Source organism: Nocardia sp. NPDC004151 (genome assembly GCF_042874235.1).
Classification (GTDB): domain Bacteria; phylum Actinomycetota; class Actinomycetes; order Mycobacteriales; family Mycobacteriaceae; genus Nocardia.
In genome coordinates, this window is record NZ_JBIAMR010000011.1 from 160,523 (window position 1) to 176,696 (window position 16,174).

The window sequence follows — 16,174 nt, forward strand, 5'->3', positions numbered from 1 at the left end:
GCCACTGTGTTGCGCTTGGTTGTGCCCGAATCTGTATCCGCCGCCCCCGCCGTATCGACCGCCGAAGACGTGACCCGCGACGGCACGAGTGACTCCGTCGCCCCGCGCGGGCAGTGGCCCATCCCTGCCATGCTGGCCCTCGCCGCGGGCGGATTCGGGATCGGCACAACCGAGTTCGTGACCATGGGGTTGCTGCCCGATATCGCGAAGTCGATGGCGGTGTCCGAACCGACTGCGGGACACATCGTTTCCGCCTACGCGCTCGGCGTGGTGGTCGGGGCTCCGGTGATCGCGGCGTTGTGCGCGCGGGTTCCGCGCAAGCGGCTGTTGATGGTGTTGATGCTGGCGTTCACGGCGGGCAACGCGGCCAGTGTGATCGCGCCGACGTTCGCGACGCTGACGTTCGCGCGGTTCGTGTCGGGTCTGCCGCACGGCGCGTATTTCGGGGTGGCGTCGCTGGCGGCGGCGTCATTGGCCCCGGTCGGGCAGCGGGCGAAGGCGGTGGCCGCGGTTATGCTGGGATTGAGCGCCGCCAATGTCGTCGGCGTTCCCGCAGCGACCTGGCTGGGCCAGAACCTCGGCTGGCGGGCAGCTTTCGCGGTGGTCGCCGTGATCGGTCTGGCGACGGTGGCCGCGCTCTCCCGTCTCGTGCCCGAGCTGCACGGCATTCGAATGACCGATCCCCGTACCGAACTGACCGCATTGCGGCGTCCACAGGTATTGCTGACCCTGCTGGTCGGCGCGATCGGCTTCGGCGGCATGTTCGCGGTCTACACCTACATCACCACCACCCTCACCGATGTGGCCGGCGTGCGGATCGGCCTGGTCCCGCTGGTGCTGGCATTGTTCGGGCTGGGCATGGTGGCGGGCAATATCGCGGGTGGTGTGCTGGCAGATCGCGGCGTGGATCGCGCGGTGTTCGTCTCGCTGCTGGCGATGGTGGTGATTCTGGCGGGATATGTTGCGGCGGCGCACAATCCGTACACGGCGGCGGCGGGGGCGTTCCTGGTCGGCGCGTCGGGCGCGGCACTGGCCCCGGCCCTGCAGACCCGTCTGATGGATGTCGCCCATGACGCGCAAACCCTCGCTGCCGCACTGAATCACGCGGCTCTCAATATCGCCAATGCCGCGGGTGCGTGGCTGGGTGGCCTGGTGATCGCCGCGGGCATGGGCTACACCGCCCCGGCGGTGGTCGGCGCCGGGCTGGCGGTGCTGGGTGTACTGCTCTTCGTGGCGACCGTGTCTCTCGCGCGCCGGCCGGAGCGCCGGTAGCCGGGTATTTCCGATTCGGCCCCTTCGCCTTCTGGGGTCGCGGGTGGATCATGAATATGGCGCCGAATTACCAGTGGAAGACGTTTCCTGCACGAAAGGACGGGAACGATATGTCAGAGCAGAACAAGGCCACGGCCAAGCGCATATTCGATGCCTGGAACGCCAGGGATTTCGATGTCTTCGATGAAGTGATCGCGGCGGACGCCATCGATCATGATCCACAGAATCCGCACGCGGAGGTGCACGGTCCCGCGGCGCTCAGGCGGCAGGCGGAGATGTACCTCGCCGCGTTCCCCGATACGAGGATGCTGGTCAACGAGCAGTTCGCGGAAGGCGATTTCGTCCTCACCCGGTGGACGGCGTCGGGCACCAACCAGGGCCCGCTGATGGGGATGCCCGCCACCGGAAAGCCGGTCGTCATCGCGGGCATGACCGTCACCCGCCACCAGACCGACGGCAAGATCGGCGAGAGCTGGGCGAACTGGGACACGCTCGGGATGCTGCAGCAGCTCGGTGTCATTCCGGCGGCGCAGTCGACGTCGGCCTGATTCGTCCGCCGTCCGGGCGGTGTGGTGAGGCCTGCGGGCCGGACCACACCGCCCCGATCAGGTGCGCGCCGGTCTTGCGGTGACCGGCGCGAGTGATGTTTGCTGAAACAGTGCTGGCAATCCGCTCGAGTGTCCAGTAGGGAGCGGTAGCACGCGTTTCGCCGAGCTGACATCGTTCTTCTACGAAGGGACTTCTCGTCATGCGCGCAGTCAGAACCACCGTCCTCGCCGCGAGTTTGCTAGCCGGGCTGATCGTGCCCGCTTTCGCCGTGCCCACCATCGCCTCCGCCGACGCCATCAGTTGCGGCCAGGACCTCAACGGCTGCGCCACCGCGTGCCGGGAGCGGGTCGGCAATTCCTATGTCCGCCTCACCGACTGCATCATGACCGAAGCGGGCTGGACCTGTGCCGCCTGCATGTACAACTCACAGACCTGATCGGCTCACAGACCTGATCGGCGGCGGCTCTGGCCCAGCGGCCGGGTCAGACCAGGGCGTGTGCCGTGGTGAAGCCCAGCAGCGCCGCGCCCAGACCGGCGAGGAGGCTGACCGTCACATTGAGGGCGGCGTAGAGGTACGAGCGTTCCTCGGTGAGACGGATGGTCTCGTAGCCGAAGGTGCTGTAAGTGGTGAGCGCGCCACAGAAGCCGGTGCCGAGCAGTGCGAAGGTGGGGGAGGAGGCGGCCGCGCCGGTAAGCGCGCCCAGGATCAGGCAGCCCGCCAGATTGACGGTGAGAGTGCCCCACGGGAACACGCTGTCGTGGCGGGTCTGGATGGCGCGGTCGGTGAGGTAGCGCACGGGTGCGCCGACCATCGCGCCGAGGACCACCAGCAGTCCGGTCATGCCGCCGCCTTCCGATAGCCGCCCGCCGCGCGGGTCAGCCGCACCGCGAGCAGGGTGGCCAGGAGCGCACAGCTCAGCGTGGCGGCCAGATAGATGAATGCCGTTGCGACAGTGCCGGGTTCGAGCAGTGCGCGGGTCTCGTTGGCGTAGGTGGAGAACGTGGTGAACCCGCCGAGGATGCCGACGCCGAGGAACGGCCGCGCCAGCGGGTGGGGTGTGCGCAGCTCGGTGACGATCACCATGAGCACGCCGATCAGGAAGCAGCCCAGCACATTCGTGGCGAAGGTGGCCCACGGGAATCCGTGCGCGGGACTCGGCCAGATCTGGGCGAGGCCGTAGCGGGCGAGCGCGCCGATGGCGCCGCCGGCCGAGATGACAGTCAGGATCGCGCCCTGTGAACGCAGCAGTTCCTGTCGCTGTTCGGGTTGACGCAGATCGATGTCGGGGTCGATGGGTTCGGCCGCCTGGGCGGTCGCGTCCAGCTCTCGGGTCACACGGGTCTCCTACTCCAGCGCACACGTTCAGCGTGTCTTCGTGGGTAGGGACTGTTGGCGGCGGTGTCGCCGCGGTTGTTCCGGTGTCCGGAGCGGCGAGCCCCACCGCCGCATCGCTCAGGGTAACCAGATCGGGCCGTCGCACGGAACCGAAGTGAATGACATCACGGCGTCCGTCCACACCGTCCGGCGGCCGGCGAACCGAGCGCGAACATACACGAGTGTATGTAAGTGTAAGATTTCCGGCATGACCAGCTCCGCCGTCTCGAAGCCGCGCCGCACCCAGGAACAACGCAGCACCGAGACCCGGACCCGATTGCTGGACGCCACCATCGAGTGCCTGGTCGAGTACGGATACGCCGGAACCACCACCCCGCGGGTGGCAGAGCGCGCGGGCGTGACCCGTGGCGCGCAGGTGCATCACTTCGGCTCCAAGAGCGAGCTGGTGGTGGCGGCGATCAGTCATCTCGCCCAGCGGCGCACCGAGGCGGCCATGAAGGAGATCGGGCGGGTCCGCAGCACCGACGATCCGATCGCCGCGACCCTCGAGGCCATGTGGGAGCTGCATCAGGGCCCGCTGTTCATCGCGGCCATCGAATTGTGGGTGGCCAGCCGCACCGATCGGGTGCTCGCGGTGGAGATGGAGAAGGTCGAGCCGTTCGTCAACAACGCGGTGCTGATGGCGGTGGCCCAGCTGGTGCCGAACGAGCTGGACCGCAAGAACGTTCGCGACTTCGCCTACACCGCCATGGACACGCTGCGTGGAATCCTGGTCACCAACTTCATCTCTCCCGATCCGGAGCGGGCGCACCGGCGCTGGCTGCGGGCCTCGGCGCAGCTGCGGCTGGCGGCCGCGGCGCTCATGCCGGACTTCCATCTCGGCGACCGATAACCGCCACCCTTACCGACGCCGCTGTATGTGCGGCCGTATCGATCTGACCTTCTGATCTTGCCGTCCCGCTGTGGATTCGCCGCACCCTCTTGCGGCTTTACATACAGCTTTGTATGTTTGTTTTCGTTCCCCTATGTGAGGAGTTCGATGACGAAAAAGGTCTACGTCGTCGGCGTCGGCATGACGAAGTTCGAAAAGCCGGGGCGGCGCAAGAACGAGGACGACAGCGCCTGGGACTACCCGGACATGGCCCGGGAGTCCGGCACCAAGGCGCTCGCGGACGCGGGGATCGATTACCGGGAGGTCGAGCAGGCCTACGTCGGTTACGTCTTCGGGGAGTCCACTTCCGGCCAGCGCGCCGTCTACGAGCTTGGCATGACCGGAATCCCGGTCGTCAATGTCAACAACAACTGCTCCACCGGCTCGACCGCGCTCTACCTCGCGGCGCAGGCGATTCGGGGCGGCCTGGCCGACTGCACCCTGGCCCTGGGCTTCGAGAAGATGCAGCCCGGCTCGCTGGGTTCGGTGTGGGACGACCGCGAACAGCCCATGGCGCGCCACATCATGGCGCTGGCGGAGATCTCCGAGGTGCTGTTCCCGGTGGCCCCGTGGATGTTCGGCGCGGCCGGACGCGAGCACATGGCCAAGTACGGCACCACCGCCGAGCACTTCGCCAAGATCGGCTACAAGAACCACAAGCACTCGGTGAACAACCCGTATTCGCAGTTCCAGGACGAGTATTCGCTCGACGACATTCTGGGCTCGCGGATGATCTACGACCCGCTCACCAAACTCCAGTGCTCACCGACCTCCGACGGCTCGGGTGCGGTCATCCTCGCGAGCGAGGACTTCGTGGACCGCCACGACCTGTCGCGGCAGGCGGTGGAGATCGTCGGCCAGGCCATGACCACCGACTTCGGCTCCACCTTCGACGGCAGCGCCAAGAACCTCATCGGCTACGACATGAATGTTCGGGCGGCCGAGAAGGTCTACGCGCAAGCCGGCCTCGGCCCCGAGGACTTCCAGGTCATCGAACTGCACGACTGCTTCTCCGCCAACGAGCTGCTGCTCTACGAGGCGCTGGGGCTGGCCAAGGAGGGCGAGGCCGGTCATCTCATCGACTCCGGCGCGACCACCTACGGCGGCAAGTGGGTGGTGAACCCGTCCGGCGGCCTGATCTCCAAGGGGCACCCGCTGGGCGCGACCGGTCTGGCGCAGTGCAGCGAGCTCACCTGGCAGCTGCGCGGCACCGCCGACAAGCGGCAGGTCGACAACGTGACCGCCGCCCTGCAGCACAACATCGGACTCGGCGGCGCGGCCGTCGTCACCGCCTACCAGCGCGCCGAGCGCTGACCTTCGACTCGACGAGGAGCGAAAAGCCATGGGACACATCGAAGCCGGCAAGAACCTCAACGCGACCCCCGATGCCCTGTGGGCGGTGGTCTCGGACCCGCAGACCTGGGACAAGTGGTTCTCCATCCACGAGCGCTGGATGGAGGAGCCCCCGGCCGTACTGGCCCCGGGTGCGAAGCTGACCGCCAAGATCCTCATGCTCGGCATGGCCAACAAGATCGAGTGGGTGGTGGAGAGCGTCGAGACCCCGAACAAGCTGGTGCTCAGCGGCACCGGCATGGCGGGCGTGAAGGTGCAGTTCTCCTTCGACATCGCCCCCGAGGGCAGCGGCAGCAAGTTCTCGGTCGCCGGCGATTTCGAGGGCGCGCTGATCAAGGGCGCGCTGGGCAAGGCGGTCGAGAAGGACGGCCTGACCCAGTTGGACAAGACCCTCACCGCACTCGACGCGTTGGCCACAGCGGCAAGCCGGTGGGAGGGCGAGGCGAAATGACTTCGACGACAGTCGAATTCGACGAGTCCGGCCTGAACACCTGGTCGGACGAGGAGTCCTTCGAGGTCACCCGGGAGCGGATCGCCGATTACGCGGCCGCCACCAACGATCCCATCGCCGCGCACCTGAAAGGCGATGTGGCCCCGCCGGTCTTCGCCATCGTCCCGGTGTTCGACGCCATGATGGCGCCGGTCATCGACGTGGCGCCGATGAATATCTTCGGGCGGGTGGTGCACGGGGAGCAGGACTTCCACTTCCACCGCCCGATCCGGCCCGGTGATCACCTGGTCGCCCGGGCTCGCGCCATCGGTTTCGAGGGCAAGGACAACGGGTCCACCATCACCATTCACATCGAAACCCGTTCCGGCGATGGAGAACTGGTCAACGAGCAGTATCTGACCGCGTTCTTCCGGAATGTCGACGCGGGCCGGCAGGTCGGCGCGGCCGCTCCGGCGCACCGTTTCGATGCCGCGCTGGCGGAGCGGCCGCCGCTGGCGACGGTCGCGGCGCACGTGGACGCGGACCAGACCTACCGCTACGCACCGGCTTCGGGTGATCCGGTGCCGTTGCACCTGGATGACCAGGTGGCCAAGGACGCCGGTCTGCCCGGCATCATCGCGCACGGCCTGTGCACCATGGCGATGTCGTCGTGGGGCGTGCTGTCGCGGGTGGCGGGTTCGGATGTGGCGAGGCTGCGCCGGTACGCGGTGCGGTTCTCCAAGATGGTCTTCCCGAACGACGACCTGGAGACGCAGATCTGGAAGGTCGGTTCCGCCGACGGCATCACCACTTACGCCTTTCGCACCGTGCGCGGCGACGACACCGTTCTGAGCGACGGACTCGCCGAGATCGCCGACTGATCGAGAACTGAGGAGACATTCATGGGTGCACTCGAGGGACGGGTTGCCATCATCACCGGCGCCGGGCGCGGTATCGGCCGTGAGCACGCGCTGTTGTTCGCCCGGGAGGGCGCGGCGGTCGTGGTGAACGACCTCGGCGGCAGCAATGCCGGTGAGGGGTCCGACGCCGGTCCGGCGCAGCAGGTGGCCGAGGAGATCATCGCCGCAGGGGGGCGCGCGATCGCCAACACCGACAGCGTGGCCGACTGGCAGGGCGCGAAGAACCTGGTGGATCAGGCGGTGTCGGAGTTCGGGCGGCTCGATGTCGTGGTGAACAACGCGGGCATCCTGCGTGACGCCTTCGTCGCGGGGATGGAGGAGTCGCAGTGGGATTCGGTGCTGGCCGTGCACCTCAAGGGGCACGCGGCGGTGCTGCGGCACGCGGCCGGGTACTGGAAGGAACAGTCCAAGGCGGGTAATCAGCCCGCGGCCGCGGTCATCAATACCGCGTCGGCGTCGGGGACCACGATTCCCAATGCGGGACAGGCGAACTACGGGGCGGCCAAGGCGGGGATCGCCGCGCTCACCCTGGTGGCGGCCGACGAGCTGGCCCGCTACGGCGTGCGCGTGAACGCCATCGCGCCGATCGCCCGGACCCGGCTCACCCTGGCCACCCCCGGCATGGGCGAGATGATGGCGGCGCAGCAGGCGGGCCTGGAGGAGGGCGAGTTCGACGCCTTCAGCCCGGCCAATATCTCCCCGCTGGTGGCGTATCTGGCCACCGAGAAGTGCCCGATCACCGGCAAGGTGTTCGCGGTGCAGGGCGGCGCCATCTCGGAGCTGGCGGGCTGGCACGACGTGAAGACCATCGAGACCGAGGGCCCGTGGGCCATCGACGATATCGCCGGGCGACTGCCGTAATCAGGAAGGCGGACAACGATGTTCGAATGGTCCGAGACCGATGAGCTGATCCGCGACGCGGTGCGCGGCTTCATCACCAAGGAGGTGCGGCCGCACCTCGACGCCCTCGACAGCGGCGAGATGCTGCCGTACCCGATCATCCGGAAGCTGTTCGGCGAGTTCGGGATCGACGCCCTCGGCGAGGAGGCGATCACCAGACTGCTGGCGCGGCAGCGCAAGCGGGAGGAAGCCCGCGCGGCGGGGGAGCCGCTGCCGGAGAAGAAGGAGCGTTCCGGCGACGGCAGCCCCTTCGCCGGGCAGGAGTCGATGATGGCGGTGCTGGTCAGCGAGCTGTCCGGGGTGTGCATGGGTCTGGTGAGCGCCATGGGCGTGAGCATCGGCCTGGGCGCGACCACCATCCTCACGCGCGGCACCCTCGCGCAGAAGGAACGCTGGCTGCCCGATCTGGTGACCATGAAGAAGATCGCGGCGTGGGCGATCACCGAACCCGACTCGGGCTCGGACGCGTTCGGCGGCATGAAGACCTACGTGAAACGCGACGGTGAGGACTACATCCTCAACGGCCAGAAGACCTTCATCACCAACGGCCCCTACGCCGACACCGTGGTCGTCTACGCCAAGCTCGACGAGGGCGACGGCGCCGACAAACGGGATCGGAAGGTGCTGACCTTCGTGCTGGACAAGGGCATGGAGGGCTTCACTCAGGGCAAGCCGTTCAAGAAGATGGGCCTGCACGCCTCACCCACCGGCGAATTGTTCTTCGACAATGTCCGGTTGGGCCGGGACCGGCTGCTCGGCGAGACCGAGGAGCACGAGGGCGGCGACGGCCGCGAGAGCGCGCGCTCCAGTTTCACCGCCGAGCGGATCGGCGTGGCGTTCATGGCGCTGGGCATCGTCAACGAATGTCACCGGCTCTGTGTGGATTACGCGAAGACCCGCAAGCTGTGGGGTCAGGAGATCGGCCGCTTCCAGCTGGTCCAGCTCAAGCTGGCCAAGATGGAGGTGGCGCGGATCAATGTGCAGAACATGGTCTTCATGGCCCTGGAACGCAACCGCGCCGGCAAACCCCCGAGCCTGGCCGAGGCCTCGGCCATGAAGCTGTACTGCGCGGAGGTCGCCACCGACGTGGCCATGGACGCGGTCCAACTGTTCGGCGGCAACGGCTACATGGCCGAATACCACGTCGAACAACTGGCCCGGGACGCCAAGTCCCTGATGATCTACGCCGGCTCCAACGAGATCCAGGTGACCCACGTCGCCAAGGGCCTGCTCGGCCGCTGATCCGGGTGCGGACGAGAGCGGTCCGCCCGGCGCGTGCCGGTCGGACCGCTCTGTGTGGCAAGGGTTTACGGTACGGAGACGGGCCGCAGGCAGTCGCCGAACGGGATGGCGACCGAGCAGAAGGCGGGTTTACGGGTGGGGCGGTAATCGGAGACGACGCCGCCTCGTGCCGTGATGTCCTTGAATGCCGCCACGGCGTCGGTGGGGCGTCGGGTCAGGGACGGGTCGGTCTTGGCGTCGACGGTGTAGAGGCCGAATCGCGGTGAGAAGCTGCCCCATTCGTAGTTGTCGGTGAGGCTCCAGTAGTTGTAGCCGATGACGTTCATGCCGTCGGCCTTGGCGCGCTGCAGCCAGTAGACGGTGTCGCGCAGGTGGTCGGCGCGGTCGTAGCCGTCGAAGCGCGGGGCGGCGTTCTCGGTGGGCAGGCCGTTCTCCACCACGTAGATCGGCAGGCCCGGGAACTTCTCGGTGTAGTTGCGCAGGTTGTAGTAGATGCCCTCGGGTTCGATGGCGTTCTTCCACAGTTCGTCGCCGAGCAGTGCGGGGCTGGGCAGGTTCGTCAGGGACGCGCCGTAATAGAAGTCGACGCCGATGTAGTCCATCTTGCCCTTGATGCGATCGGCGAACATCATGTCGGTCAAGTCCTGCACGATCGGGTACTGCGCGATATTGCTGGTGACCTTCGCGCCGGGCTGGCGCGCGTGGATGTAGTCGTAGATCGAGTTGTGCGCCTGGACCATCCGGTCGAACATGGGCAGCGCGTCGAGCACCCCGATGTCACCGATCTTGATCGACTGCGCGACGTAGCCCATCGGTTCGTTGATGGTGACCCACATCGGGTCGTAGCTCGCGTACCGGTCGACGACCCGGCGCATATTGGCGAGCCAGTCCGACACGATGTCCTGCTTCTTCCAGCCGCCGCGATCGGCTTCCCAGCCGGGGATGACCCAGTGGTCGAGGGTCAGCATGGGGCGCATGCCCGCCGCGCGGATCTTCTGCAGAACCGTGTCGTAGAACTGGAAGTCGCGCTCGTCCCACACGCCCGCCTTCGGCTGCACGCGCGCCCATTCGATGCTGAGCCGGAAGACCTTCAGACCCATACCGGCGGCGAGGTCGATGTCCTCGGCGTACCGGTCGTAGAAGTCGACCGAGTTCAGGTAGGGGTCGTGCGCCTTCCCGGAGGTGGCGTACCGGCTCCAATTGCTGTCGGGCGCACGGCCTTCGGACTGGAACCCGGACATGGCGACACCCCACATGAAGTCGGAGCCGAAGGGGTTCACCGTGGTCGGCGCGCCCGAACTGCCGGTGCCCGACCCGCTGGCGCTACCCGATCCCGAACCGCTGGAGCTACCCGAGCCCGCGCTGCCCGAGCCGGCGCTACCGGTTCCGGCGACGTCCGCGGGTGCGGAGGCCGCCACGGCGGACCCGCCCGCCACAATGGCCACGGCCGACAGAATCGAACACAGGACGCGCGTAGGTCTCATCGCGGCGGAATCTCCAGAACTGGTGCGGGCGCGGCGTGACGCCGCTGGGGTGGCCGCCCAGACTCTACTGGTCAATCGTCCAGAATGGGACCCTTTCGACTGGAACTCATTTCAGATCGGGTTTCCCGAAGGAATCGGGCGGGGTCAGGGCTTGCGAGCCAGGGCGGCGGAGATCAGCTGCTCCCAGACGCTCAGGTCGTGGTGGTCGCCGCCGATGCGGGACACACCTTGGGCGGTGGGTTCGGGGCGCCACAGGGGGCAGGGGACCAGACCGGGTTCGAGGATCTCGAGATTGCCGAAGAGGGCGAGGATCTCCTCGTCGGAGCGCCAGCGGCCGCGGCCGAAACTGGCCTGCAACTTCTGCTCGGCGAGGCGGGTCTCCTCGTTGAAGCCGGAACGGAAGTGGGAGATGTAGAGCATGCTGCCGGACGGGATCTGGTCGGCCCAGTAGCGGACGATCTGGTCGGGCTTCTCGTCATTGTTGAGGTGGTGCAGGATCGCGCTGAAGATCACCGCCACCGGACGGTCGAAGTCGATGAGCCGCTCCACTTCCGAGTGGTGGCGGATCTCCTCGGAGTCGCGCAGGTCCGCGTGCAGCACGGTGGTGTACTCGTCGGTCTCCAGCAGGGCGCGGCCGTGCGCCAGCACGATCGGGTCGTTGTCGACGTAGACCACGTGTGGATCGGTCTGGTGCCGCTGCGCCACCTGGTGCACATTGTCGGCGGTGGGCAGCCCACTGCCGATATCGATGAACTGGGTGATGCCCGCGCGGGAGATCTCGCCGATCGCGCGCACCAGGCAATTGCGATTGGCGTAGGCGATATCCACCGACCCCGGCAGATCCTTGATGAAGAAGTCCCCGATCTCCCGATCGGCGGCGTAATTGTCCTTGCCGCCCAATAGGTAGTCGTACACCCGGGCGATGCTGGGCTTGGACTGATCGATCTGCGGTTGTTCCATCTTCCTCATACCCCAATCGGAGGGACGCCTCGGTCAGAGTAATCCTATGGAAGAGAACGCTTTCCAGCGTGGGTTCGCGGCAACGTCCGATTCAGACGGCCCGCAGGCGGGTGCGGCTGGCGTAGACGTGTTCAGCGATGAGGGTTGCGATGCGGTCCGGGGCCTCCAACATCGGGACGTGTCCGACATCGTGGACCAGGATGCGGTCCGTGGATTCGGGGAGTTCCTCGAGAAAACGCTTCGCGTACACCCGATTCGGGATGATCCGGTCGTTCTCGCACAGCAGCAGCCGCACCGGCGTGCTCAGCGTGGACAGGTGCTCGAGGGCGGGGAAACGCAAGCCGCTCACCAGCATCGGCAGCATGGCCTGGCAGTGCAGGGCCGAGGTGATGGCCGCCTCCAGCCCGGATCGTGAGGCCGCCTCGGTGTTCTTGGTGAGCAGCATGGCCACCGCCTGCCGGGTGAGCCCGCTGTAGGTGATCGCGTCGGGCAGATGCTTGCCGATCTCGACCAGCGGCACCAGCGCCGCGAACTTCAATCCCGCCCGCAGTTGCAGCAGCGAGGGGGATTGCCAGCCGCCTGCGGGCGCGATCGCCGTGAGGGTGCGGGCCCGGCCGCGGCGGGCGAGTTCGAAGCCGACCCAGCCGCCGAGCGAATTGCCCGCGATATGGCAGGTGCGCCAGCCCATCTCGTCGAGCTGGTCCTCGACCTTGTCGGCAAGGGCACTGATATCGATGAACCAGCCATCGAGCTCGGGCCCGCCCCAGTGTCCGGTGAATGCGGGAGCGAACACTTCGCAATGGCCGGCCATGCGTTGCGCTACCTGCTCCCAGCAATGTGGGGACATCATGAATCCGTGCAGGAGGAGCAGTGGTTCACCGGAGCCGGTGTGAATGGCCCGAACGGGCGCGCGCGGGGTGGAGGGCTTGGCGGTGCCTGACGTCATCGTCGTCACCCCTTCCTGGACCTCGATGTCCGTGAAGAGAGTCGGTAATGCGCATTGTACGGTCGTGAAGTGGCGAAAATCATCAGTACGTGCAACGTGAACGGAGTGCGTGCCGCCTCGGGCAAGGGACTGCTCGAGTGGCTGGCCGCTACCGAGGCCGATATCGTCTGCCTGCAGGAGACGCGGGCAACCGATGAGCAAACGCGTGGCGCACTAGCGCCCGCGCTGGACGCCGGATGGTTCCTCAGCCATGCCGAACCCGGTCTGAAGGGCCGCGCGGGCGTGGCCATCCTGTCCCGGCACCAGCCGGACGCGGTGCGGATCGGGGTCGGCCTGCTCGCCGACGGAACCTGGTCACCCGTCGAGGAATTCGCCACCCTGGGCCGCTATATCGAGGCCGATTTCGAGGACCTCACCATCGCCAGCGTCTACGTCCACACCGGCGAGGCCGGCACCCCGATGCAGGACGAGAAGTACCGCTTCCTCGACGCCATCGGCGCGCGCATGCTGGCCCACCCCGGCGAATTCGTGATCATGGGCGACTGGAACGTGGCGCACACCGAACTCGATATCAAGAATTGGAAGGGCAACGTCAAGAACGCGGGCTTCCTGCCGCAGGAACGCGCGTGGGTGTCGTCCATGCTGTCCGCCGGATACGCCGACGTGGTGCGAGACCTGCACCCGGGCGTGCCGGGACCGTACAGCTGGCACTCCTACCGCGGCCGCGCGTTCGACAACGACGCCGGGTGGCGGATCGACTACCAGCTGGCCCGCGGTGAGATCGCCGCGCGCGCCAAGCAGGCCGTCGTGGAACGCGCCGCCACCTATGCCGAGCGCTGGTCCGACCACGCGCCGGTGACGGTGCAGTACCGATGAAGAAGCTGTCGAAGAAGTCGAGCGCCTGGCTGACACTGGGCGTCGCGATCCTGCTGTTGCTCGTGGCCTTCATCGCCAATCGCGCCAACAACGATCATCCGCGGGACACGGGCGGCGCCAAGCCCGTCGCCACCTCGACGGTTCGGACCACCGCCAAGCCGGGCGGCGCGACCCCGGCTCCGGCCGACCAGGCCGCGCCGCCGTCCAAGGTCGCGGGCGTGCCCGACCGCGCCTACGCGACCCTGGTGGAGATCGACGCCGGACGATGGCCGGATTCGGCCGATTCGCCCGGCACCAAAGGCGGTGACACCTGGCAGAACCGGGACGGCAGCCTGGCCCGCAGGGACGCCGCCGGGAAGGCCATCACCTATCAGGAATGGGATGTGAATCCCAAGCAGCGCGGCCAGACCCGCGATGCCGAACGCATCATCACCGGCAGCGACGGTTCGGCCTATTACACGGGGGACCACTACAAGACATTCACGAGGATGCGCTGATGACCGAGCCCACGCCGTTATCGCAGTTCCTCTCCGCCCCCGCCGCCGCCGAGATCTCCGATACCGCCGCGCGCACGGCCGCCCCCGTTCCCGTCCTGGGCGTGCTGCCCGTCGGCGCGGCCGAGTTCTCCGGCGTCCGCTACCGGATGCCGGACGGCTACCTGTGCCGGGAACTGCGCGGCCGCAAGATGCGCACGGTCACCGAGGTCTTCGACGAGTTCGCCGCGGCCTTCCAGTTCCCGTACTACTTCGGGGAGAACAAGGACGCCTTCGACGAATGCCTGCGCGACATCGACGACTTCGTCGGCGCCGCACCGGGATACGTGGTGGTCATCCGCAACGCGGCCCTCATGCTCGACCGGCAGCCCGGCGAACGCGACTGGTTCGCCGAGGCCATGACCGACTGCGCCGCCATCTGGGCCGCCCGCGGCATCCCGTTCCGCGTCGTCCTCCAGGACGCCACCCCGCCCGGGCTCCCGGTGATCCCCCTGTCCCTGGATCCGGAAACCTCCGCTTCCTGACTCCCGCCCGCCCAGCCCCGTCACTTCGAAGAGGCCGGGCGGTTTCGTATTCGGGCGGGGCCGGTTGGACCTATAGTCGCTGACAGTGTGTCGAGCGAGTAGGGAATCGGTGTGATCGAGCGTCGGAATGTGTTGCGGGGCGGGGTGATTCTGGCGACCGCGGGGGTGCTGGCCGCGTGCGGGACGCCGCGGCGGGAGCGCGCGACCGCGGCGTCGGGCAGCGTGGCCTGGGAATACAAGGCTGACAGCGCGGTCAAGGGGGTGCGGTACGGGGCCGGGACGGTCGTGGCCGAATCCGACTCGACGCTGACGGGGATCGATGCCAAGGCCGGGCGGGAGTTGTGGCGGCTGCCGATCACGACGCCCGGCATCGGGCAGCGATCCTGCCTGTGGAACGGCGCGCTGGTCGCGCCCGGCGCCGAACCCGACGCAGCCGGTGACCGGGTGGTGGCCGTGGATCTGGCGTCCGGGCAACGGAAATGGGTCTTCGACGCGCCCGACGGCGTGACGGTCGCCGGCGTGTACGGGGTTCGGGACCAGGTGCTATACCTCATCGCGGCCGACCACGGTGGTCAGGGGCGGGAAGCGTGGGCCGTGGACATGGCGAGCAAGACGGTCCGCTGGCGGGTGCCCTGCGAGAGTGACGGACTGACCGTGCCCGAGAGCGGTTCGCTGCTGTACAACCAGAAACCGGGCAGCGGCGGCGATATCGTCGCGCTCGACCGGGAGACCGGTGAGACGGCCTGGTCGCGGGCGGGTGACAGCGCTGTCTCGGCGAGCACCATCGCTTCCGGCCTGGTCAAGGGCGCGGTGCTGGCCAGCGACGGCGCGCACACCGTGTCCGGCCTCGACCCGAAAACCGGTGCGGCGTTGTGGACCACACCCACCCTGCCCTACGCGGCCGGCACGGTCTTCGGCTCCGGCGACGCCTACTTCCTGTGCGACGGTTCGAAACTGCACGCCATGAGCCCCGGCGGCGACATCTCCCCGCTCTGGAGCCTCACCGTCTCCGACAAGGGCGACGCCGTGGACGCGGCCGGTTACGGCTCCGCGGGGTCGTTCTACCTGCTGGCCGCCCGCACCCTGCGCGCGATCGACGCCCGCACCAGCAAAATCCGCTGGATGCAGACGATTCCGGACAAGCCGGGCCAGGAGGTCCACTTCGCCGTCGGCGACACCCACTGCTACGTGGAATCCACCGCCGATCCCGCGACGGTCACCGCCATCGCGCGCTGATCAGCGGCGCAGTCCGCGGGCCAGGTCCTCGCCGAGCAGGACGAAGATGTCGGTGGTGGCGTCGACGAGGTCTTCGCGGGTCATGGGGAGATCGCCCTGGAGCCAGGCGGAGAGGGTGTGGACCAGGCCGCCGACCAGGTAGTTCGCGCGGAAGCCGATCAGGGCGTCGGGTTCGGCCTCGGCGATGCCGTAGAAGTCGATGCCCTCGGCGGCCACCAGATTCGCGAACGCCTTGATGGTGTGGGTTGTGCGGGTGCGCAATTCGGGGGTGGCGGTGCTGACGACCAAGGCCACCCGGGCCTTGCGGGGGTCGTCGGTGAGGACGCCGATGCCGGCGCTGATGGCGGCGTGCGCCTTGGCGCGGGTGTCGTCGGGGGCGGCGTGCAGGCCCGCGATCAGGGCGGCGGCCAGTTCCTCGGCGATGGTGTCGAACAGGGCCGACAGCACGGCGTCGCGGCCGTCGAAGTTCTCGTAGTAGTAGCGCTCGTTGAGGCCCGCGCCGGTGCACAGCGCGGAGACGGTGAGTTTGTCGAGGCCCTGGGTGCCGAGGATGTCGAGAGCCGCGCCGATCAGGGCGGCGCGGCGCTGGGTGCGCCGTTCGTCGGCGGAGACGCCGCCGTAGGTCCGTTGCCCGGTCACGAACCGATTCTGGCACGGGAGCGATTCTGGTAGAAGGTCTTGCCAGAATCCGTGATCTGGGGGACTCTGTTTCCAGATGTGG

Annotated in this window: 19 protein-coding genes; 13 read left to right on the forward strand and 6 right to left on the reverse strand. The window is 67.7% G+C overall.

Annotated features, from left to right (window positions below; translation table 11 throughout):
* Window positions 1–129: 129 nt before the first annotated feature.
* The 3 genes from ACFYTS_RS24360 (at window position 130) to ACFYTS_RS24370 (ending at window position 2,257) form a co-directional block, all read left to right on the forward strand.
* On the forward strand, window positions 130–1,272 hold the full coding sequence (locus tag ACFYTS_RS24360; protein WP_387307496.1) for an MFS transporter: 1,143 nt from the start codon (window positions 130–132) through the stop codon (window positions 1,270–1,272).
* 56 nt (window positions 1,273–1,328) lie between these two features.
* Complete coding sequence (locus tag ACFYTS_RS24365; RefSeq protein WP_357282225.1) at window positions 1,329–1,820, forward strand: ester cyclase; 492 nt, start codon at window positions 1,329–1,331, stop codon at window positions 1,818–1,820.
* 200 nt (window positions 1,821–2,020) lie between these two features.
* Entirely contained in the window at window positions 2,021–2,257 is a 237-nt protein-coding gene (locus ACFYTS_RS24370) for a hypothetical protein (RefSeq protein ID WP_387307379.1), read from the forward strand.
* A 46-nt stretch (window positions 2,258–2,303) separates the two neighbouring features.
* Here the strand turns inward: ACFYTS_RS24370 and crcB are convergent, their stop codons facing one another.
* Both crcB and ACFYTS_RS24380 read right to left on the reverse strand, forming a co-directional pair.
* Window positions 2,304–2,663, reverse strand: coding sequence for a fluoride efflux transporter CrcB (gene crcB, locus ACFYTS_RS24375; RefSeq protein WP_387307381.1), 360 nt, complete (start codon window positions 2,661–2,663; stop codon window positions 2,304–2,306).
* On the reverse strand, window positions 2,660–3,157 hold the full coding sequence (locus ACFYTS_RS24380) for a fluoride efflux transporter FluC (RefSeq protein WP_387307383.1): 498 nt from the start codon (window positions 3,155–3,157) through the stop codon (window positions 2,660–2,662). The genes crcB and ACFYTS_RS24380 overlap by 4 nt, the downstream gene beginning before the upstream one ends.
* 247 nt (window positions 3,158–3,404) lie before the next feature.
* Between ACFYTS_RS24380 and ACFYTS_RS24385 the strand changes: the two genes are divergently transcribed.
* From ACFYTS_RS24385 to ACFYTS_RS24410, 6 genes are all read left to right on the forward strand, one after another.
* Window positions 3,405–4,049 (forward strand): TetR/AcrR family transcriptional regulator, encoded by a 645-nt coding sequence (locus tag ACFYTS_RS24385; RefSeq protein WP_357282221.1) that lies wholly within the window; start codon window positions 3,405–3,407, stop codon window positions 4,047–4,049.
* 147 nt (window positions 4,050–4,196) lie between these two features.
* A complete protein-coding gene (locus tag ACFYTS_RS24390; protein WP_357282220.1) occupies window positions 4,197–5,402 on the forward strand; it encodes a lipid-transfer protein in 1,206 nt (401 codons plus the stop codon).
* Between the two features lie 28 nt (window positions 5,403–5,430).
* Complete coding sequence (locus ACFYTS_RS24395; protein WP_387307386.1) at window positions 5,431–5,892, forward strand: SRPBCC family protein; 462 nt, start codon at window positions 5,431–5,433, stop codon at window positions 5,890–5,892.
* Window positions 5,889–6,752 (forward strand): MaoC/PaaZ C-terminal domain-containing protein, encoded by an 864-nt coding sequence (locus ACFYTS_RS24400; protein WP_357282218.1) that lies wholly within the window; start codon window positions 5,889–5,891, stop codon window positions 6,750–6,752. The genes ACFYTS_RS24395 and ACFYTS_RS24400 overlap by 4 nt, the downstream gene beginning before the upstream one ends.
* Before the next feature lie 21 nt (window positions 6,753–6,773).
* On the forward strand, window positions 6,774–7,652 hold the full coding sequence (locus ACFYTS_RS24405) for an SDR family oxidoreductase (RefSeq protein ID WP_357282217.1): 879 nt from the start codon (window positions 6,774–6,776) through the stop codon (window positions 7,650–7,652).
* Window positions 7,653–7,670: 18 nt separating this feature from the next.
* The gene (locus ACFYTS_RS24410; RefSeq protein ID WP_387307388.1) at window positions 7,671–8,933 is read left to right on the forward strand and encodes an acyl-CoA dehydrogenase family protein; all 1,263 of its coding nucleotides are present in this window, start codon (window positions 7,671–7,673) and stop codon (window positions 8,931–8,933) included.
* A 65-nt stretch (window positions 8,934–8,998) separates the two neighbouring features.
* On the opposite strand, the gene ACFYTS_RS24415 is transcribed toward ACFYTS_RS24410, so the two are convergent.
* From ACFYTS_RS24415 to ACFYTS_RS24425, 3 genes are all read right to left on the reverse strand, one after another.
* Window positions 8,999–10,378: a family 1 glycosylhydrolase gene (locus ACFYTS_RS24415; protein WP_357282215.1), complete on the reverse strand. Its 1,380-nt coding sequence runs from the start codon at window positions 10,376–10,378 to the stop codon at window positions 8,999–9,001.
* A 183-nt stretch (window positions 10,379–10,561) separates the two neighbouring features.
* Window positions 10,562–11,386 (reverse strand): SAM-dependent methyltransferase, encoded by an 825-nt coding sequence (locus ACFYTS_RS24420; protein WP_387307390.1) that lies wholly within the window; start codon window positions 11,384–11,386, stop codon window positions 10,562–10,564.
* Between the two features lie 82 nt (window positions 11,387–11,468).
* The gene (locus ACFYTS_RS24425; protein ID WP_387307392.1) at window positions 11,469–12,323 is read right to left on the reverse strand and encodes an alpha/beta fold hydrolase; all 855 of its coding nucleotides are present in this window, start codon (window positions 12,321–12,323) and stop codon (window positions 11,469–11,471) included.
* Between the two features lie 69 nt (window positions 12,324–12,392).
* On the opposite strand from ACFYTS_RS24425, the gene ACFYTS_RS24430 reads away from it, so the two are divergent.
* From ACFYTS_RS24430 to ACFYTS_RS24445, 4 genes are all read left to right on the forward strand, one after another.
* Window positions 12,393–13,199 (forward strand): exodeoxyribonuclease III, encoded by an 807-nt coding sequence (locus ACFYTS_RS24430; RefSeq protein WP_387307394.1) that lies wholly within the window; start codon window positions 12,393–12,395, stop codon window positions 13,197–13,199.
* Window positions 13,196–13,696 (forward strand): ribonuclease domain-containing protein, encoded by a 501-nt coding sequence (locus tag ACFYTS_RS24435; protein WP_387307396.1) that lies wholly within the window; start codon window positions 13,196–13,198, stop codon window positions 13,694–13,696. The genes ACFYTS_RS24430 and ACFYTS_RS24435 overlap by 4 nt, the downstream gene beginning before the upstream one ends.
* A complete protein-coding gene (locus ACFYTS_RS24440; protein WP_357282210.1) occupies window positions 13,696–14,217 on the forward strand; it encodes a barstar family protein in 522 nt (173 codons plus the stop codon). Before ACFYTS_RS24435 ends, ACFYTS_RS24440 begins: the two co-directional genes overlap by 1 nt.
* A gap of 111 nt (window positions 14,218–14,328) precedes the next feature.
* Window positions 14,329–15,453, forward strand: a complete 1,125-nt coding sequence (locus ACFYTS_RS24445) for a PQQ-binding-like beta-propeller repeat protein (RefSeq protein ID WP_387307398.1) — start codon at window positions 14,329–14,331, stop codon at window positions 15,451–15,453.
* On the opposite strand, the gene ACFYTS_RS24450 is transcribed toward ACFYTS_RS24445, so the two are convergent.
* The gene (locus ACFYTS_RS24450; protein WP_357282208.1) at window positions 15,454–16,092 is read right to left on the reverse strand and encodes a TetR/AcrR family transcriptional regulator; all 639 of its coding nucleotides are present in this window, start codon (window positions 16,090–16,092) and stop codon (window positions 15,454–15,456) included.
* Window positions 16,093–16,174 lie beyond the last annotated feature (82 nt).